Consider the following 19,311-nt stretch of genomic DNA (forward strand, 5'->3'; position numbering starts at 1 on the left):
CTATAACCCTAAACTATCGCGCAAAGATAAATCCTTATTCGATTTTTGTTGCCAATAGGGTGTTGTAATCCTGTTAATTCTTGTTGCTTTTGAGGTTAGCACTTTTTTGTTATCACCAAATCCGTCATTAAAAGTATCTGTCCAGCTCTCTATGAGATATGGAAATTCGTTTCCAAAATTGATGTTCAGTGTACGTTCTAATTCAGGATAGTTAATTGAGTATGTGCTTATACTTTCAGCTTTGGTTAATGTCGTTATTGCTTTATAGGCTTTTATCTCTTTGTGACTTAACCTAATATATTCTAACGAAGGGATCATGTGAATTTCTCTTGTTGGCAAGTCGTTTGGTGAAATTCTTATTTTATTCCATATTTCATTTTCAAGAACAGCTTTTTCTAAGTGGTATTCTTGATCACCTTCCGATTCGAAATAAGAATGACTCGTAACTTCAAAATCATCTCTATTATTTAACTGCGCATAGACATGCCCGCACCATTCTTGTGAAGAAAAAGAAAGCTTTATAGCATGCTGATTGTCATGAACGGGATAAAAACTACTGGTCATGATAGAGTAGGGATAAATACCAGTGATGTAGTTTTTCGTGGAATTCAATTTTAAAACCGGAATATTACTTTTATGATCGTTATCGGCCTTTACCTGTTGTTCTGGTAAAAAAGGTTCGGTAACATAAATCATTACGGCACTACCTTTTCTAATTTCACCATATCTAGCCTGTTCTAGTGTATAAGAGGTGATTTCTGCCGTGCCATTGTACCAATATTCTTTAAATTGTTCCGATAGTTGTTTTTTTGGTGCTTCTACATTTTTTATGGTAGTTGACATGGCTAATGTATCGCTATTGTTTTCCGGTGTTTCTTTGCAGCTTGAAAAAATTAAAAGAATTCCGAGAATGCTGTAAACTGATGTTTTTAGAATTAATAGTCGTATACTTTTCATGACGATAGTTTATTTTATGTTATCAATTGTAATAAGGTGTCATAAACTAGTTGTGTAGGCAAACCTACTACGCTAGTGTATGAGCCTTTAATTTCTTCAATCCCTATGAGTCCTATCCATTCTTGAATGCCGTATGCACCGGCTTTATCATATGGTTTATACTTCTCAATATAATGACGAATTTCTGATGTAGATAAATTCTTGAAATTAACTTCGGTAATCGAGTGTTGTACAATTTGTCGTTCTATGGTTGTAAAACATACAGAGGAAATAACTTGGTGCCAGTCTCCCGATAGTTTCCTTAGCATTTCTTCTGCCTCTGCACTATCTATCGCTTTTGCAAGCGATTCATTTTTGTGCCATACCACGGTATCTGAAGTAATGAGAATTTCTTTGGGTAGAAGCTCATCTTTAAAAGCACTTGCCTTTAATTGGGCTAAGTAATCGGAAATTTCAGCACCCTTTAAATTTGATGGATATACCTCTTCTACCGACTTTATACGAACTTCGAAATCAAGTTCCATATCCTTAAAAAACTGATGTCTTCTAGGGGATCCCGAGGCTAATATTAAACGATGATTATTTAATTTGTCTCTTAGCATTTAATTAATCGTTTGTTGCGCTGAAATGACTGGTCCAATCTCCACGTACTTTTAAAACTTGTTCAATAACATCCCTAACACAACCATGCCCTCCATTTTTGTGTGATATGTATTTACTAACATTTTTAACTTCTGCAACGGCGTTTTGCGGACACGTAGGTAATGCAACTGCCTTCAATGGCGGTATGTCTGGTATGTCATCGCCCATATATAATATATTTTCGGCTTCAATATGATATATATCCATATACTCGTCTAAAGCGTCCATTTTATAATGTGCGCCCATATAAATATCGGTAACTCCTAGACCTCTAAGTCTTGTTCGTACCCCTTCATTGGTGCCTCCTGTAATTATACACACGTTATAACCTTTTTTTAAGGCAACCTTAAGAGCGTAACCATCTTTTACACTCATTTGGCGCAATAATTCTCCTTCGCTGGTAATTAGAACGTTACCGTCTGTAAAAACACCATCGACATCAAAAATAAATGTAGTAATGTCCTTTAAATATTCCTTATAGCTCTTTTCCATGTTTTTCTTTTATTGCGTTGCTCAATAGGGTGTATAATTCCCTTTGGTGTTTGTCTTTTAAAATTTGTAAATGATTATGTAATGTTTTTTGATCTCCACGTTTTGCTGGTCCCGTTTGTGCCTGTAATGGAGAAAGGTCTTCAAGTTTTGCGGCAGTTTCTGTAATTAATGGTTTTAATAAGTTGAAATCAATTTGATGTTCTTCGCAAATTTCTGCCCCCAAAGTGTATAGGTAATTGGTGAAATTATTTACAAAAACAGCGGCTACATGTAATGTTTTCCGTTGGTCTGAATCTATCTCAACAACAGTTTTGCTTAAAGCATTGCCAAGCTTGTACAAAAGTTTAACATCCTTGTCATCGTTAGCTTCAATGCATATGGGTATGTTGTTAAAAGATACGATTTTTCCTTTAGTAAATGTCTGCAAAGGGTAAAATATGCCTGGTCGTTTTAAGCTACTTAAAACTTCAACAGGCGTAGCGCCAGAAGTATGTACTACGAGTCCTTCTTTGTTCTTGAAATGTTCGGCCACTATGCCAATCGCATCATCGGAAATTGCCAATATATATATGTCCGCTGTTGGTATTTTGGAAAAATCGGTATTGATCAACTTATCCTTCTTTACGAATTGTAAATGGGTTTTGTTTCTACCAAGTACTTGTTTGATATTAACGCCAACGGTTTGTTGCAATGCATGAAAAAGATTTTGCGCTACATTACCGGAGCCAACTATTATTACGGATATCATGACGCAAAAGTACAAAGTTTATAATAGTCTTGTTGTATTAAAATTAACAGTTTCAATGATATTTTAAAGCGATAAAAGTCATTCGTAAATGGTCAAAAGACCTTATTTTTGCATCTTGAAAATCAACTCCTATCTTCCATGACGGAAATGTTCAAGAAAATATTCTTCTCTACACGCTTAATGTCTATTTTGTTTATTGTTTTTGCCACTGCAATGGCATTTGGCACCTTCATTGAAAGTTGGTACAGCACAGAAACCGCTAGAATTTGGATTTATAATGCTTGGTGGTTCGAACTTATAATGGTGTTCTTTGTTATCAATTTTATTGGTAATATTTCACGTTATCGATTATTACGTTTAGAGAAATGGCCTGTTTTAATTTTACATTTATCATGGGTTTTAATTATTATTGGTGCCTTTGTTACCCGTTATATCAGTTTTGAAGGAATGATGCCCATACGTGAGGGTAATACCGAAAATGTGTTTTATTCGGACAAGACTTATTTAACGGTTTATGTTGATGGCGAAATAAATGGTGAGGCTAGAAGAAAAATTCTTGAAGACGATTTAATTGTTACTCCAGAAGCCATAAAATCTAACCTGCCATGGAAAGCCGATTTTAATGGTGAGGAATTTGAAATTTCATATGTTGATTTTATTAAGGGAGCTAAACAAGGATTGTTACCGGACTCAAATGGCACAAAATTTCTGAAAATTGTAGAAGCTGGTGATGGTGACCGTCACGACCATTATTTAGAGGATGGTAAAGTCGCAAGTATTCATAATGTACTGTTTGCCTTGAATAATAAGACAAATGGTGCAATAAATATTATGACCACAGATTCTGTGTATCAGATTCATGCACCTTTTGATGGTAATTTTATGCGAATGGCAGATCAGTTTCAAGGGGTTTTGGTTAAAGATAGTGTTCAACCATTACAATTACGTTCGCTATATAATACCGCTGGTATGCAATTTGTAATTCCTGATTCTATAACGCAAGGCTCATATGGAATTGTGGAAATACCGGCTGCCGAAAAAACCAAAATGGATCAAGATGCCATTGTTTTTGATGTTTCAGCTAACGGTGAAACCAAACAGATTAAGTTGTTAGGTAGTAAAGGACCGTCGGATTTTAGTGATAAGGTAACAGTTGGCGGACTCAACTTTTCTATTAGATATGGTTCTAAACTGCATGAGTTGCCATTTGGGATTAAATTGAACGATTTTATTGCAGAAAAGTATCCTGGTACAGATAAAGGTTACGCATCTTTTATGAGTAGGGTAACCATTGAAGATGAAAGACCTTTTGATTATGATATATTTATGAACCATGTATTAGACCACGAGGGATATCGTTTTTTTCAATCAGGATTTGACCCAGACGAGAAAGGTACTACCTTATCTGTCAACCATGATTTTTGGGGTACTTGGATAACTTATATAGGGTATTTTCTATTATATATTGGTTTAATGGGAATTATGTTCTTTGGTAAAACTCGTTTTCAAGATTTAGCAGATTCTTTAGATAAGCTAAAAGTGAAAAAGAAAAAAATGTTCGGTGTTATAACACTGTTAATGGCATTCTCGTTCTCAACTTTTGCACAAGAACAACATACCCCAGAAGAAGGGCATCAACAAGCACCAAGTAAAGCACAAATAGATTCTTTGCTAGAAGCCAGTATGGTGAGCAAAGAACATGCCGACAAGTTTGGTAAACTGGTCATACAGGATGAAGGAGGTCGTATGAAGCCTATCAATACATTTTCATCAGAATTACTTCGTAAATTGAGTTTGAAAGATAATTATATGGGCTATACTTCAGACCAGATATTACTTTCAATGATGATGAATCCGGCGGTTTGGTATAATACTGAATTTATTGCCCTAGATAAAAAATCGCAGAATGATAGTATTAGGAAAATTATAGGAATCCCTTCTGGTCAAAAATACGTTAAGGCTACAGATTTCTTTGATAAAAAAGGACAGTATAAACTAGAGCCTTTTTTACGTGAGGCAACTGCAACAAATAACCCTAATAAATTTCAGCAAGATTTTAAGGATGCCAATATTAGGTTAAGTTTGTTGAACCAAGCTTTGGGTCAAGATATTGTTAAGATATTTCCATTGTTAGATGATGAGAACAACAAATGGATATCTGCTGTTGAATATAGGGGAGGGCAATATGAAATTAGGGATTCATTATACTCCAATTTCGTAAAAAATGCCATGCCGTATTATTTAATGACTTTGGGCAAAGCGCAACAAAGTGGCGACTATAGCTCTGCCGACAAGTTATTGGCTGCATTTCACCAAAATCAACTTAATCATGGTAGCGAAGTTCTGCCTTCTCAGCAAAAAATAGATACCGAAGTAATCTATAATAAGCTGAATATTTTTAATAGGCTATATCAATATTATGCATTGGTTGGACTTTTAATGTTCTTTGTTTTGGTATTTCAAATTTTTAAAGACCGTTCCATTTGGAGAGTGGCTATCTACTTTTTCAAGGGTACAATAATGTTGCTGTTTCTTTGGCATACTGCGGGCTTAATATTACGTTGGTATATTTCTGGTCATGCACCTTGGAGTGATGCTTATGAAAGTATTCTTTATGTAGCTTGGGCTACTATGGGAATTGGTTGGGCCTTGGGCCGTAAAAGTGATATGACATTTGCTGCCTCTGCTTTTGTGACATCAATGTTATTATGGATTGCACACCAAAGTTGGATTGATCCCTCAATTGCTAATTTACAGCCAGTGTTGGATAGTTATTGGTTAATGATACACGTGGCCGTTATCGTTGGTAGTTATGGCCCTTTAACCGTAGGTATGATCTTAGGCCTTGTTTCATTGATATTGATGATCTTAACGACCAAAAAGAATAAAGAACGTATGGCAATCAATATAAAAGAATTGACCATTATAAATGAACTGGCATTAACAACGGGGCTTGTAATGCTTACCATTGGTAACTTTTTAGGAGGACAATGGGCAAATGAAAGCTGGGGGCGATATTGGGGTTGGGACCCTAAAGAAACTTGGGCATTAATATCTATTATGATTTACGCATTTGTAATACATACTAGATTGGTGCCAGGTTTAAGAGGTAAATGGACTTTTAATTTTATGAGCGTCGTTGCTTTCGGTAGTATAATGATGACCTATTTTGGAGTTAATTTTTATTTGGTAGGTCTGCATAGTTATGCTAGTGGAGCACAAGTGATTACGCCTACATTTATATATTACTTGGTAGCAGGTGTATTTGTACTAGGCGCCATAAGTTTCTGGAGATACAAGGCAAACTTTAGCAAGTAAATATTTACTACATTTAAAAAGGGTCTCTTATTAATTAAGAGACCCTTTTTTTTTATGTTTAATCTTTAGCTAGTAAATCCATCAATTCTTCAGCAGCGACTTTTCCTTTTTGTTTAAGAAAATCTCTAGGAGTGTTATCGCCCAATTCAAATACAATAGCTGGCATACCATGGTTTACATAAAAGTAATTTCTAGATACCATTGTTGGTTTTATATCCATAGAGGGTTTTATATTGGTATGTTTCTGTGGTAGTCTACTGGTTATATTTTCAATCCAATCAAAAACAATTTCACCTTTTTCACCTGTAATCGTTGAGTCTATTGGGTAGTAGATATCATCCCAAGTAGAATGGAAATCTGCACCAAAAACAAATTCATAACCTTCAGATTCCTTTTTTACCAAAAAGTCCCTAACACTTTTCGTTTCGGGTTGATTAAATTCTTGCCAGTCTCTATTTAAGTCGATGCCTCCCATATTGTGTCTCCAATGGCCATTATCTACACCATCAGGATTCATTAATGGTACTACGAATAGGTCATAATTTTCCCTAAAGTTTTTGGCCTTAGGAGTATCGCCGCTCAATGTTTCAATAAATGATTTCATGGCAAGAAACCCGGTAACCTCTGGTGGATGTTGTCTAGAAATGACCATAACGGCCTTTTTGTGTTGACCATTGCTGATCTCCATTAAATTCATTGATCTGTTTTCTCTACTTCTCCCAATTTCATAAGTGGTAATAAATGGTTTGGAAGCCAACGAGTCTATCCAAGCTTTAACTCTTGTTGAGCCATAAAGCTCTTGTGCTGTAATATATGTAGGTGTTTTGGTGGTTTTTACTTTGATTTCTACCATTTCCGGTACGGCTTTAATACCGAATGTACCCGTGCCTTCATTGATTCCTATGAAATTTGTACTGTCTATTGGGGTAAAGTTTTCTCCGTCAGTACTAATTTTTGGGTAATACCTACTGCGCGAATCTTGGTAAGTCATTTTGATAGTAATGGTCTTTGTTGTGTTTGACCACACTTTAAACGCATACCATGGACTAACATTTATGGGGGTGTTCTCGGCTGTAATCAAGGCGGTGTAATGATCATTTCCGTCAGAGGTAATTCCGTTGAGTCTTCCTCCCTGAAAATCATTGCTAAAGAATATAGATTCATTATCAAAGCTCCATATGCCTTTCCATTGCCTCTGTACCGGTTTTGATAGTGTACTAACAACGGCACTTTTACCTTGACCTTGATAACCTTTGGCTACAGGTTTTTGATTTTTACAGGATAAAATTAGCATGATGAGTGCAACAGTAAATATTGATTTTTTCATAATTAATAAGTATTCATATAATACAACCTACCCTTGGTGATGGTTATTTAACATTAATCGTTATAAATCTATCAACAAAAATTAAAAGGCTCTGCTTAATGAGCACTTTCATTCCAACTATTCCATAATTCTTAAAACAAACATCTTTCTTTTGAAGTTTTAATGGTTATCTGCTTTTAAAAGAATTTTACAACAAGAATTAGTTGTGTTATTTTTCTTTTAGGAGTTAAGCAAATGCATATGTTCCGGTTGGATTACATTCTATTTCCTTACCTTTATTCTTTATAATTTTTGCATATGAATTCGAATAAAAAAGGCTTAAACACTATCTGCACGCATGTAGGTGAACTAGAGGATAAACAGCATAAAGGGGCGGTTTCCCCATTATATATGAGTACATCATATGCTTACGAAGATGTAGATGTTAAACGTTACCCTAGATATTTTAATACGCCTAACCAAGAGGGACTTTGCAAAAAAGTAGCTGCATTGGAACATGCGGAATCAGCGCTGATTTTTGGTAGTGGAATGGCCGCGGTAAGTACTTCTTTGTTAGCATTTTTAAGTGCTGGTGATCATGTAGTACTACAACAAACATTATATGGAGGTACCTATAATTTAATTAATGAGGAATTTTCTAAATATGGTATTGAATATTCATTTACCACAGGCTGGAGTGCTGCTGATTTTGAAGCTGAAATAAAAGAGAACACAAAGGTTATTTATATCGAAACACCTTCAAATCCGTTATTGACCATTACAGATTTAGAGGCAATAGCAACGCTTGCCAAAAAACACAGTTTAATTAGCATGATCGATAATACATTTGCAAGTCCGGTGAATCAAAATCCTATTGATTTTGGTATCGATGTTGTTATTCATAGTGCTACCAAGTACATGGGCGGTCATTCAGATATTTGTGCGGGCGCCGTAGCTTCTACTACTGAGAATATGGAGCGAATTTTTCATTTGGCTAAAAACTTTGGAGGTAGCCTAAGTGATTATACCGTTTGGTTATTGGAGAGAAGTATAAAAACTATGGGTATTCGCGTAAAGGCACAAAATGAAAATTCCTTGGCTATGGCTCATTACCTCAATGAGTTGGATGATGTTGATCAAGTTTACTACCCGGGTCTGCCTAGCCATAAGGATCATGATATAGCTAAAAAGCAAATGAAAGGTTTTGGAGGTATGTTATCTTTTGAATTGAATGCAGACTTAGATGCTTCAAAGTTTCAAAAGGCATTGCAATTGATAAAACCTTCTATGAGTTTGGCAGGCGTAGAAAGTACGGTTTTGTCGCCTACCCAAACATCTCACGCTTTAATGAGTGCAGAGGTAAGGGCAGAACAAGGTATTTCTGACGGATTAATTCGTTTTTCGTTAGGAATCGAAGAAATAGAAGACTTAAAGAACGATATTCAACAGGCATTGAATTCCATTAGATAAATAGTAATTAGAAGTACAAAGTAAGAATAGCGTATGAAGTTGGATATTTTAGTTTTTGGCGCGCATCCAGATGATGCCGAACTTGGGGCGGGGGGCACCATTGCCAAAGAGATTGCATTAGGAAAAAAAGTAGGTATTATTGATTTAACACGTGGCGAATTAGGAACTAGAGGTTCTGCTGAAATACGTGATAAGGAATCTGCAGCTGCTGCAAAAATTTTAGGTGTTGCGGTACGTGAAAATTTAAGATTTAGAGATGGTTTTTTTGTTAATGACGAAGCGCATCAAATAGAAATCATTAAAATGATACGTAAATACCGACCCAACACAGTTTTATGCAATGCAATCGACGATCGACATATTGATCATGGAAAGGGTAGTAAATTGGTTAGTGATGCTTGCTTTTTAAGTGGTTTAAGACGAATTGAAACTACAGTAGTAGGGGAGAAGCAACAAGAGTGGAGACCTAAACAAGTATATCATTATATACAGTGGAAAAATATTACTCCAGATTTTGTTGTGGATATCAGTACGTTTATAGATAAAAAAACCGATGCTATTTTAGCATATGCTTCTCAATTTCATGATCCAAATAGTAACGAGCCAGAAACACCTATAAGTAGTAAAACTTTCATTCAAAGTGTTCACTATAGAGCTAAGGATTTAGGTAGATTGGTAGGTGTAGATTACGCTGAGGGCTTTACAGTAGAAAGATTAGTGGCCGTAGATTCGCTTGATAATTTAGTTTAAGCGGACACTTTATATTGTTTTTGCGGTTGTTGTACCCTTGGAATGGTGAAGTAAAATGTAGAACCTTTGCCCATTGCACTGTGTACCCATATTTTACCGTTATTTTTTTCGACCATTTCTTTACAAAGCGAAAGCCCGAGGCCGGTTCCTTTTTCATCATTTGTTCCGTATGTGGTATGGTTAGAGTCTTTTTCAAATAATTTACTGATAATATCATCGCTCATACCCATACCGTTATCTTTTACATAAATCTCGCATGTTTTGGCCTTTTGAATGGCACCTATAACAATCTGACCGTTGTTAGGGGTAAATTTTAGTGCGTTGCTCAGTAAATTTCTAATAATAATGTCAATTTGATTTGGGTCTGACCAAATTTGACAATTAGGTTCAATTCTATTGATTATGGCGATAGATTTAGACTCTGCTATTTCAGATAATAAGGCTACATTTTCCTCTACAATGCTATCTAACTGTGTGGTGGAATGTTTGGTTATTGAACCGTTCATTTGTGTTTGTCCCCAAGATAATAAGTTGTTCAAGGTAAAAGAGATCGTATCAATATCTACCTTGAGTTTAGGAACAAAGTTTAAGAACTCATCCTTGGTCATTTCACCCTCTTTAAATAGTTTTAGAAGGCCTTGAAATGCACCGATCGGTCCTCTTAAATCGTGTCCAATAATGGAAAACAACTTGTTTTTGGTTTGATTTAGTTCGTTTAGATATGCTTGTTTTTCCTCTAAATCGGTTTTTTTATTTCTTAGTTCTAAATTTAGTTTTTTCTGCTGTTGCTCATTTCTATGAATAATAAACATGATTATGGCAAAAATTATTAGAACAATTAGGGCTACGTATATGAATACTTTTTGTTTTGCCAAGGCTTTTTCATTGTCTATGATCAACTGTTGTTTTTGTTGATCGTATTCCATTTTTGTTTTAAGCATGTTCAATGCTTTTTCATTTCCTGTTTGGGTCAATGATTCATATGTTACCTGATAGATTTCATGATACCATAATGACTTTTCAAAATCTTTCTTTTTCTTATGTAATTTAGAAAGTTTGTACGCGCTGGTTTTTATTCCACTTCTTAGTCCTAACTTTTTAGAAAGATTATAGGCGTTTAATGCATATACTTCAGCTATACTATCTTTATTTTGGTTCATATATGCCTCGGCCATACCGTTTAGCAGGTCTATTTTCCCTCGATCATCATCTATTTCTTTATGTAATAACTCACTTTGTTTGTACCAATAAAGTGCCCAAGTATTCTTATTCTTTTTTAAGTAAATTTTGCCTTTAACTTCATAACAGTAAGCAAGCCATTCTAAAATCTTTTCTTTTTCAAAAATTGAAATACTAATGTTTATATTATACATAGCATATTCCAGCTCATTCATATCGGCATATGTAGAAGCAATGTTACTTAAGGTTTCTGCCATAAAAACCGGATTGCCGACCTCTTCGTGAATAGCTTTAGATTTTTGTAAAAATACCATTGCTTGTTCATAATCTTTCTGTTCAAGATATAAGTGGGCAATATTGTCATTTACAATGGAGATGGAATTTTTATCATTATTTTTTTCGGCAATTTCAATGGTTGCCAGATAAAATTTTAAAGCTTTAGAATAATCACCTTTATAACCATATTCTTTTGCTAGGTCATTTAAGGTTCTAATCATTAAAACAGGGCTATTACTATTTTTAGAAAGCTCATAAGCTTTTTCAAAGTAAGATATGGCTTGGTCTATTTTACCTTTATTGGAATAGTATATTCCTATATTATGTAACGAACTTATTTCACCGTTTAAATAGCTAGCTTTTCTACTTAGTTCAAGACCTTGTTTACTTATAATAATCAGACTATCTAAATTGTGAAAACGGTATTCAGCTCCAAGATTGACTAAATTGTGAATATAGAGGGTGTCTTTAGGGTTAAAGACTTTAGATTTTTTAAATGCAGCTATATTTTGAAGTAGAGAATCTTTTTTCGTGCTTTGAGCTTGAGAATAGTGTACAGTAATACAGGAAATTAGGAATACACAAAGCCAACCCTTTAACAGGTTGTAATTGAATATGGTCTTAGATTTTCTAAAATTCATAGTTATCCCTATAACTTGGTTTAAAATTAAGTTAGAAGCTTACGGATATAGAAAAAATGTTGTGAAATGCGATTTATTGTGTGTTTTAACGTTGTAAATGTGTAGTTCGTCGATGATTTTGAAGTGTAGGCGTAAATTATCATCCTATTTCAAAAGAATGAATTCATTGTTTGTAATCACTAAAAAATGGAAGGGAATAAAAAATTTATTATTTGATGTCAATGGGGAGTTCCACAATGAACTGACTCCCCTTGTTAGGTTGACTTTTTACAGATATCTCACCACTGTTATTAATGACCATTGCTTTTACAAGTCTAAGTCCTAAACCGGTTCCTTTTTCTAAATTGGTTCCATAATTAGAAAAGTTTTCAGAAGAGCTGAAAAGCTTTTGTACATCTGCTTCGGTCATTCCAACACCGGTATCTGTAACTTCAATGACCAAGTTTTTATTTTTTATTTTAGTGGATATGGTAATTATCCCATTGTTTGGGGTAAACTTAATAGCGTTATTAATTAAATTCCTAAAAATAATATTGAACTGTTGCAAATCGGCAAAGACTTTATGATTGCCTGCAACCTGATTGTTTACTGTAATATGCTTTTTGTTGATCTCGTTTCGGTATAATTGTAGAATTACATCTAACTCATCTTTTACCGAAATACTCTTAATATTAACAGTACTTCCTTGCATCTGGGTTTTTCCCCAATGTAAAAGGTTGTCCATCGTAAATTGAACTTGTTCTATATCTTCTTTTAACTGAGGAGCAAATTTTTCAAAATATTCTTTTCCTTCTGAATCTTCTAGATATAGCCCCAATATTTCATTTAATGAAATAATTGGGCTTCTTAAATCATGACCTACTATAGAGAATAACCGATCTTGATTATTATTTATTAATGTTAGTGCTTTTTGGTTTTCGCTTAATATTTTCGCTTGATTGGCTAATTTTTTATTTAGCACTTTTTCTCTTCTATTGGCATACAGAATTATAAATACTATTATGGTTAAGGTTAATAAAGCTGCTAATGCCCATTTAATGTACTTACGCTGTTGGCTAAGCGCCAATTCGTTCTGTGCTTTAAGATTTTCAGCTTCTTTTTCAAAATTTAACTTTGCATTGAGCATCGTTAAATTTCGCCTGTTTTTTTTCTTGAAATTATCGTTGGAAAGCTTTTCGGTCAATTCAAGATATTTTAAAGACTCCGCAGTTTTATTCTGTGCTTTTTTAATTTCATATAAAGTCCTGTAAGCTTGTTCTAAACCTGCTTCATAATTAGAAGATTTATAGAGTTCAAGACTTTTAAGAATGCTTTCCTCTGATTTAGCTAAATCATTTAAACCTAGATAAGCTCTTGCCAAACCAAATTTCATGTCGGCATTGGTTTTTACATCATTAAAATTATTATGCATGTCTAGTGACTTCTGGTAATTTAGCACTGCATTCTTATAATCGTTTAATTTTAAATGATATAATCCTAGAGTAGAATAGGTCCAAGCTAACCAAGTGGTGTTATTATTAGTTTCATATAACTTAAATGCTGCATTTAGATTAGCTTTTGCATCTTCAAGATTGTCTAATTTTATGTTTAGATAGGCCATGTTACTTAACATCATTGCCTCTTTGGTAGGGTCATTTAATTTCTTTACCAATTTAAAAGCTGCCGCATAATATTTTAAAGCCTCATCAGAATCTTCTAGGCGACTAAAAATAGTGCCCAAATTCATGTTCATTCGAAATAAATGAAATTGATCATTGGTTTTTTCAGCAATGGAAAGGGCATGTAAAAACTGGGTGTATGTTGACGGATAATCGTTTTTAAAAAAATAAGCTTGACCAAGAACATTATAAACCTTCATTTCCGTTTTTGGAAAATTCTTTAAATCAGTATTTTCAATTGTCCTTAAACAAAAGTCAATTGATTTGTCGGTTTCGCCGGTATATAGGTATAAGGATGCAAAATTCGCCAAAGCTTCAAGTTCCCCATGAGTATAGTTGTTTTTAATACTTAATTCAAGTGCTCGTTCTGAGTTTACAAGCATTGAATCTTGTGCGATTAATCTTTGGTAGTAAGATAATTGATTTAAATTGTCTATATATTCAAAATTATTTTCAGAAAAATTGGGTTGTTCTACTAATTTTGAAATTTTTTCTTGAAAAAACTTAACACTATCTATTTGAGAAAACGAGAAAAAACAATTGAAAGTAACTAATGCGAAGAGTAAATAATTGCGTTTATAATTTGATATAGAATGCATTAGGTAGGCGGTATATGTCAAGTAGGTTGTTATATTCTAAACTTAAAGTTAAAAAGAAATAAATTAAACGTTTCTTAAAATTAAATATTTCTTCAAAATTCAATTATTATTTGTCAGAATTGCATAAAAAAATTATCTTCGCACTCGCTTACAAATGGTGGTTGTAGCTCAGCTGGTTAGAGCATCGGTTTGTGGTACCGAGGGTCGCCGGTTCGAACCCGGTCTTCCACCCTAAAGCAGATAAAAAGTCTTGGATATACGTCCAGGACTTTTTTGTTTTAACACTTCTAATAATCAGTGTTTTATCAATAAAAAAAAGCCTAATAATTACTATTAGGCTTTTACATTTAAATTTTTAAAAGGTTAATCTACCTTCAATTTTTGATCTCTATTGGCTATTTCCCAAGCTGTGTAAAAAATTAATCTACTTCTGTTCTCCAATAAATCATAATTTATTTTATCGGGAGTATCACTTGGTTTATGATAATCATCATGTGTTCCATTAAAATAAAATATAATTGGAATATTGTTTTTTGCAAAGTTATAGTGGTCACTTCTATAGTAAAAACGATTAGGGTCGTTTTCATCATTGTAAGTATAGTCCAATTCGATATTCATGTACTTTTTATTTACTTCTTCAGATAAATTATGCAATTCAATACTAAGCTTGTCCGAACCTATTAAGTAAATATAATTACGGTCACCCTCTCTTTTAGGGTCAATTCTACCGATCATGTCAATGTTTAAATTGGCTACGGTATTCTCTAAGGGTACTATTGGGTCTACATCTGTATAATACTGAGATCCTAATAATCCTTTTTCTTCTCCTGTAACATGTAAAAATACAATAGACCTTTTTGGACCATTACCGGCATCGGCAGCTTTTTTAAATGCTTCGGCGATTTCAAGTAAGGCAACACTACCAGATCCATCATCATCGGCTCCATTATTGATTTCACCATCACCAGTTATACCAATATGGTCTAGGTGCGAAGATATTACCAAATATTCATTCGGTTTTTCCGAACCCTTGATCATTGCTACAACATTTTCTGAGGAAACTTTATCGTTAGCACTTTCAAAATTTAGTTTTAATTCTTTATTAAGAACCTTCGAATCATTATCAGCTTCAATAGTTGGTAAAATGTTTACGGCAAGCGTTTGGTCTATGAAAAGATTATAGAATTCAGGTGCATTTTTATCTACTACCTCCATTCTGCCGCTATTGTTCTGCTTCATATATTCAAACCTGCGCTTAAAACGACTATAATTGGCGTCGTCATAATACAAAACTCCTTTAGCTCCTTTGTCCACGGCAATTTCAATTCGCTTTGTCAATGACTCAGACATGTTGCTCCAAATAGACTTTTCCGTTGTGCCAGAAATTACGTAGGTTCCGTCTGCTTTTATAGGCTCACCAGATTTCAACAATACTATTTTATCGGTCACATCTGTATTGTTGTAACTAGAATAGTCATTATCTTCAATACCGTAACCTATATAAATAATTTCATCAACAGAGGTGTCTGCAGATGAAAAAGTAAGTACATGTTCTCCAATAGGAAAGTCTGTTCCGTTGATACTTAATTTTCCGATAGGCAGTTTACTGACCTCTAAAGGTACTTCTTGAAAATAATTGCCATCCTCTTTTGCTGCAGGTATCCCTAATTTTTCATATTCGGCCTTTAAATAAGCTATTGCTTTTTTCTGACCGGGTTGTCCTGTTTCCCTACCTTCAAATTCATCTGATGCATAGATATAGAGATGGTCTTTTAATTCAGATTCGGTAATTGTTTCAGCATAAGTAATTTCAGATGCAATTTCTGAAGTTTCGGGTGTACTCTCCTTAACGGTTTTTTGGGAGGAATTGCATGAAATGGCCGTAGCGACCAATAGGAATAGTGCTTTTTTCATTATATAGTTATCAAATTTCATCAAAAATAATCAATTCTTAAGTGGTTTCATTTGAAGCCTTGTAGATTTTAAAATGACTACATTGAAGTTTTATTAATCAAATTAATTCTTCAAGGCTTCAGCAATTGCAGCTTCTACCAATGGTTCCATAACCTTATAGCCTTCAACGGTAGGGTGTACTTCATCTTTTGCATATTTCTTTGGAAGACCATTACGTTTGTCAACCATTTTAGAGAAATAGTCTAAGTAAACATGTCCGTGAGCAATGGCATATTCCTTGATCATTTTATTAAGCTCTATAATTTTACCGGAAGGCTCCAAACCGGGTTTCCACGGGTAATCATACGCAGGCAGGGTAGAGGATAAAATTACTTTAATTTCATTAGCATGTGCCATCTCTGCCATTCCCTTAATATTATCCATGATCATTTTTAAGGTTGAAGGTCCTGTATTACCTGCTATATCATTGGTGCCTGCAAGTATGGTTACCACTTTAGGTTTTAGGTCTATAACATCTTGTCTAAACCGTACCAACATTTGAGGTGTTGTTTGTCCGCTAATACCACGATTAATATATGGTTTACCTTCAAAAAATTCAGGTCGCTTGTTTAACCACCCTATTGTTATGGAATTCCCCATGAATACGACACGATTTTCATTTTTCGCAGGTAAATTGAGACTGTCATTTGCCTCTTTAAAATGGTTTAGATCAGCCCAATCTTGAGCGTTTGTTGAATTTAATCCTAAAATAGATAGCATACATATTAAGATTATTGTACTTACTTTCTTCATTATACTTGTTGTTTATGCTTGTTGAATGCGTGATTTCTCTTCGGGTGTTAATGGTACACTATTAATTATATGCTCTTTATTTGGTCTTTGAGCAGCTAAATAAGCCAATAAACATACTGAAATGACCAATGGTAAGGCATTTGCTGTATTGTAATAAGCAAATAAGCCTATGAATGCCGGAACCTCGATAAGGGCATATTTGATATGTAACGCTGATTGATATTTTTTTAATTTCACTTCTAGACGATTTTCTAATTTAATTTTAGAGGACATTTTTTTGAAAACCCATTGACTTCCAAAATACCCCAACATAGCAAAAATTGGTACCGTGTATAAAAATATACCTTGTCCTGTGGTACTGGTATTGAAAGAATTGATTTGAAAATACACCCAAACGGTAAAAATACTTAGACCGATTAATAAAAATAGGTGCATAACGGTAAGACTTTTTATAAAACTTTTTAATTCCATATGATATTTTAAAATCCTAAGATAATATAAAATTGACCCATGAAGAATATGGTTGGTTAATAGTTGTGTTTTTTATCACCAGAGCGTCTGTTGGTTTTTTTATCTTTGCGCAGTATGAAAAAGATCCTGGTCACTTCTCTTCTTATAATTTTAGCCCATAATTCTTACGGTCAAATAGAGCAGGATAAGGTTCTACATTATTTAGGAGGTAATCTATACGGTCTAGTTGGTGCAGGGGTAGCAAATGAAATTTCGGATGGTGATAGAACATGGACCTTTGTAGGTGCTGTAGGCGGTAGTTTGCTTATTGGTGTAGCAAAAGAGGCTATTGATCAAAACCAATATGGAGGATGGAGCAATGAAGATTTGCTGGCAACCGTTTTAGGTGGTGTTACCATAGGCGCTACCATTGATATTTTCAAAAAAAAGAAACAACGTAAAAGAGAGCAGTTGTTTAGGGATGCAACTAAGACGACAGAATTTCGATATCCAAAAATAATCCCAATAGAAACAATGGAAATTAACTCATTGCTTGTATTGGGAATATCTACTACTGTTTTAGAAAAGTAAAAAACTATCTAATATTTTGCACTTTTTCCTGTTGCAATAGTACGTTTTATAAAATCGCGTATATCGCCGTTTGCGGTTTTTAAATCTTCTCTTCTTAAGTACATCATATGTCCTGAACGGTATCCTTTAAAACTGAATCTATCTTTCATACGGCCACTTGGATCTACTTGCCACATGGTATATTTTGCATTGAAATAGGTGGTAGCGCCATCATAATACCCAGATTGTACCAATACATTTAAATATGGGTTTTGAGCCATGGCTTGTCTTAGATCATCTCTGGTATTATCATCGTCATTGTTCCAAGGGTGAACTGGCCCGAACATGTTATATTTAACATCGGTCTTAAAATTTAGTTCTTCTTGTAAATAATAATTGATTGCTGGGGTAAAACTATGTAGCCATGATGTTAATTCAGAATTATAGTCGGGTCTTGTACCGGCCAATTGCTTGTCTATACCTAAATATCTAGAATCTAAACGTCCTACGGTATGGCCACTTTTGTCCTTTAATAAGCTTTTCCAAAAGAAAGATGTAGGTACAGATAGATTATGGTCAAGAATATCCTTTTTATTCAATCCTGAATAATAGGCCATTTTATCTGCAACGGCATCTTTTTCGGCAGCATCCAAAAATCCTCCTTTTGCTAAGGCAGGTACCAAGTTATCAATGGTGTACGCTTCTGATTCCGGTAAAATTTCCAAAAGATCTTTGCTTTGTAATACAGGTGGTAAAGCTTTATGATGCCATGCAGCGGCCGTGTAATAAGGTAAATTCATTGCTTCGGCAACCGGACCTGAATTTCGTATCACTTTATAGTCAGCCGGTGAAACCATTATTACGCCGTTTAGGTACATCCATTGTTGGTTTTGAAGAGCTAATGAAAGACCCATAACACGTGTTCCCCCATAACTTTCTCCAATAATATATTTGGGTGATCGCCATCTGTTTTTTCTGGTTACGAAGGTGTTCAACCATTCTGCCAAGTACTTAATATCTGCATTGATGCCAAAGAATTTATCCCTGTCTACCTCTTTTCCACTAGCTGGTATGGTTCTGCTATAACCGGTGTTTACAGGGTTCACATAAACTATATCGGCAATGTCCAATACAGAATAGGGGTTTTCACTTACTCCATATGGTTGAATGGGGTAGCCTTCATCATCAATCTTTAAAACTTTTGGGCCTGTATATGCCAAATGCATCCAAACGGAACCAGATCCGGGTCCGCCATTAAAAGAAATCAATAAAGGTCTAGCGGTGCGGTCCTTAATATTATTACGGGTATAATACGTGTAATGTAACGAAGCTATGGGTTTTGCATTCTCATCCCAGACGGGTTGTGTTCCGGTTTGGGCGGTATAGGAGAAGCTTGCGCCATTTATAGTGGCATTGTGCTGTGTGGTAATTACGGTATCTATGGGTAATTCCCTAGACTGACCAATGGCAACGGTGGTAGCCATACAAATTGTAAGTTGTAGAAGTTTTTTCATGGTTTGATAAGGTTCTGTTGTTAAACGAAAATAAG

Annotated in this window: 15 protein-coding genes and 1 tRNA gene; 5 read left to right on the forward strand and 11 right to left on the reverse strand. The window is 34.5% G+C overall.

Going from position 1 to position 19,311, the window contains the following annotated elements; genetic code table 11:
* Genes DCS95_RS00375 through DCS95_RS00390 form a run of 4 tightly spaced genes read right to left on the reverse strand, consistent with a single transcriptional unit; the run spans position 1 to position 2,839 of the window.
* A complete protein-coding gene (locus DCS95_RS00375) occupies positions 1-957 on the reverse strand; it encodes a septum formation inhibitor Maf (protein WP_116768883.1) in 957 nt (318 codons plus the stop codon).
* 14 nt (positions 958-971) lie between these two features.
* The gene (locus tag DCS95_RS00380) at positions 972-1,559 is read right to left on the reverse strand and encodes a Maf family nucleotide pyrophosphatase (RefSeq protein ID WP_116768884.1); all 588 of its coding nucleotides are present in this window, start codon (positions 1,557-1,559) and stop codon (positions 972-974) included.
* A gap of 4 nt (positions 1,560-1,563) precedes the next feature.
* Positions 1,564-2,091, reverse strand: coding sequence for a KdsC family phosphatase (locus tag DCS95_RS00385; RefSeq protein ID WP_116768885.1), 528 nt, complete (start codon positions 2,089-2,091; stop codon positions 1,564-1,566).
* A complete protein-coding gene (locus DCS95_RS00390; RefSeq protein ID WP_116768886.1) occupies positions 2,075-2,839 on the reverse strand; it encodes a Rossmann-like and DUF2520 domain-containing protein in 765 nt (254 codons plus the stop codon). The genes DCS95_RS00385 and DCS95_RS00390 overlap by 17 nt, the downstream gene beginning before the upstream one ends.
* A gap of 138 nt (positions 2,840-2,977) precedes the next feature.
* Between DCS95_RS00390 and DCS95_RS00395 the strand changes: the two genes are divergently transcribed.
* Positions 2,978-6,157, forward strand: a complete 3,180-nt coding sequence (locus tag DCS95_RS00395) for a cytochrome c biogenesis protein (RefSeq protein ID WP_116768887.1) — start codon at positions 2,978-2,980, stop codon at positions 6,155-6,157.
* Positions 6,158-6,215: 58 nt separating this feature from the next.
* Here the strand turns inward: DCS95_RS00395 and DCS95_RS00400 are convergent, their stop codons facing one another.
* The gene (locus tag DCS95_RS00400; RefSeq protein ID WP_116768888.1) at positions 6,216-7,484 is read right to left on the reverse strand and encodes a M14 family metallopeptidase; all 1,269 of its coding nucleotides are present in this window, start codon (positions 7,482-7,484) and stop codon (positions 6,216-6,218) included.
* A gap of 297 nt (positions 7,485-7,781) precedes the next feature.
* Here DCS95_RS00400 and DCS95_RS00405 point away from each other — a divergent pair, with 297 nt between their 5' ends.
* The gene (locus DCS95_RS00405) at positions 7,782-8,933 is read left to right on the forward strand and encodes a trans-sulfuration enzyme family protein (RefSeq protein WP_116768889.1); all 1,152 of its coding nucleotides are present in this window, start codon (positions 7,782-7,784) and stop codon (positions 8,931-8,933) included.
* A gap of 33 nt (positions 8,934-8,966) precedes the next feature.
* The gene (gene bshB1, locus DCS95_RS00410; protein ID WP_116768890.1) at positions 8,967-9,683 is read left to right on the forward strand and encodes a bacillithiol biosynthesis deacetylase BshB1; all 717 of its coding nucleotides are present in this window, start codon (positions 8,967-8,969) and stop codon (positions 9,681-9,683) included.
* On the opposite strand, the gene DCS95_RS00415 is transcribed toward bshB1, so the two are convergent.
* Together DCS95_RS00415 and DCS95_RS00420 are read right to left on the reverse strand one after the other, a co-directional pair.
* Complete coding sequence (locus tag DCS95_RS00415) at positions 9,680-11,779, reverse strand: tetratricopeptide repeat-containing sensor histidine kinase (RefSeq protein ID WP_116768891.1); 2,100 nt, start codon at positions 11,777-11,779, stop codon at positions 9,680-9,682. The genes bshB1 and DCS95_RS00415 overlap by 4 nt on opposite strands.
* 208 nt (positions 11,780-11,987) lie before the next feature.
* Positions 11,988-14,036, reverse strand: a complete 2,049-nt coding sequence (locus DCS95_RS00420; protein WP_116768892.1) for a tetratricopeptide repeat-containing sensor histidine kinase — start codon at positions 14,034-14,036, stop codon at positions 11,988-11,990.
* 156 nt (positions 14,037-14,192) lie between these two features.
* On the opposite strand from DCS95_RS00420, the gene DCS95_RS00425 reads away from it, so the two are divergent.
* Positions 14,193-14,268 (forward strand) — tRNA-His (locus tag DCS95_RS00425).
* Between the two features lie 131 nt (positions 14,269-14,399).
* On the opposite strand, the gene DCS95_RS00430 is transcribed toward DCS95_RS00425, so the two are convergent.
* The 3 genes from DCS95_RS00430 to DCS95_RS00440 form a co-directional block, all read right to left on the reverse strand.
* The gene (locus tag DCS95_RS00430; protein ID WP_116770095.1) at positions 14,400-15,950 is read right to left on the reverse strand and encodes a M28 family metallopeptidase; all 1,551 of its coding nucleotides are present in this window, start codon (positions 15,948-15,950) and stop codon (positions 14,400-14,402) included.
* Between the two features lie 102 nt (positions 15,951-16,052).
* Positions 16,053-16,742 carry an SGNH/GDSL hydrolase family protein gene (locus DCS95_RS00435; protein ID WP_116768893.1) on the reverse strand — a complete coding sequence of 230 codons (690 nt, stop codon included), beginning with the start codon at positions 16,740-16,742 and terminating at the stop codon, positions 16,053-16,055.
* Between the two features lie 12 nt (positions 16,743-16,754).
* Positions 16,755-17,213: a hypothetical protein gene (locus DCS95_RS00440; protein ID WP_116768894.1), complete on the reverse strand. Its 459-nt coding sequence runs from the start codon at positions 17,211-17,213 to the stop codon at positions 16,755-16,757.
* 114 nt (positions 17,214-17,327) lie between these two features.
* On the opposite strand from DCS95_RS00440, the gene DCS95_RS00445 reads away from it, so the two are divergent.
* Complete coding sequence (locus DCS95_RS00445) at positions 17,328-17,783, forward strand: YfiM family lipoprotein (protein WP_208630721.1); 456 nt, start codon at positions 17,328-17,330, stop codon at positions 17,781-17,783.
* An 8-nt stretch (positions 17,784-17,791) separates the two neighbouring features.
* Here DCS95_RS00445 and DCS95_RS00450 read toward each other — a convergent pair whose 3' ends face one another.
* On the reverse strand, positions 17,792-19,276 hold the full coding sequence (locus DCS95_RS00450) for a S10 family peptidase (protein ID WP_116768895.1): 1,485 nt from the start codon (positions 19,274-19,276) through the stop codon (positions 17,792-17,794).
* Positions 19,277-19,311: the final 35 nt, after the last annotated feature.

Origin of the sequence: Maribacter litoralis, assembly GCF_003075045.1 — a bacterium.
GTDB lineage: Bacteria > Bacteroidota > Bacteroidia > Flavobacteriales > Flavobacteriaceae > Maribacter > Maribacter litoralis.

Bases quoted from the DNA above. Each gene is read 5' to 3' on its own strand.
- DCS95_RS00445 (WP_208630721.1), top strand. From the start codon at position 17,328: ATGAAAAAGATCCTGGTCACTTCTCTTCTTATAATTTTAGCCCATAAT.
- DCS95_RS00375 (WP_116768883.1), bottom strand. From the start codon at position 957: ATGAAAAGTATACGACTATTAATTCTAAAAACATCAGTTTACAGCATT.
- DCS95_RS00400 (WP_116768888.1), bottom strand. From the start codon at position 7,484: ATGAAAAAATCAATATTTACTGTTGCACTCATCATGCTAATTTTATCC.
- DCS95_RS00390 (WP_116768886.1), bottom strand. From the start codon at position 2,839: ATGATATCCGTAATAATAGTTGGCTCCGGTAATGTAGCGCAAAATCTT.
- DCS95_RS00415 (WP_116768891.1), bottom strand. From the start codon at position 11,779: ATGAATTTTAGAAAATCTAAGACCATATTCAATTACAACCTGTTAAAG.
- bshB1 (WP_116768890.1), top strand. From the start codon at position 8,967: ATGAAGTTGGATATTTTAGTTTTTGGCGCGCATCCAGATGATGCCGAA.
- DCS95_RS00405 (WP_116768889.1), top strand. From the start codon at position 7,782: ATGAATTCGAATAAAAAAGGCTTAAACACTATCTGCACGCATGTAGGT.
- DCS95_RS00435 (WP_116768893.1), bottom strand. From the start codon at position 16,742: ATGAAGAAAGTAAGTACAATAATCTTAATATGTATGCTATCTATTTTA.
- DCS95_RS00450 (WP_116768895.1), bottom strand. From the start codon at position 19,276: ATGAAAAAACTTCTACAACTTACAATTTGTATGGCTACCACCGTTGCC.
- DCS95_RS00395 (WP_116768887.1), top strand. From the start codon at position 2,978: ATGACGGAAATGTTCAAGAAAATATTCTTCTCTACACGCTTAATGTCT.
- DCS95_RS00440 (WP_116768894.1), bottom strand. From the start codon at position 17,213: ATGGAATTAAAAAGTTTTATAAAAAGTCTTACCGTTATGCACCTATTT.
- DCS95_RS00420 (WP_116768892.1), bottom strand. From the start codon at position 14,036: ATGCATTCTATATCAAATTATAAACGCAATTATTTACTCTTCGCATTA.
- DCS95_RS00380 (WP_116768884.1), bottom strand. From the start codon at position 1,559: ATGCTAAGAGACAAATTAAATAATCATCGTTTAATATTAGCCTCGGGA.
- DCS95_RS00385 (WP_116768885.1), bottom strand. From the start codon at position 2,091: ATGGAAAAGAGCTATAAGGAATATTTAAAGGACATTACTACATTTATT.
- DCS95_RS00430 (WP_116770095.1), bottom strand. From the start codon at position 15,950: ATGAAAAAAGCACTATTCCTATTGGTCGCTACGGCCATTTCATGCAAT.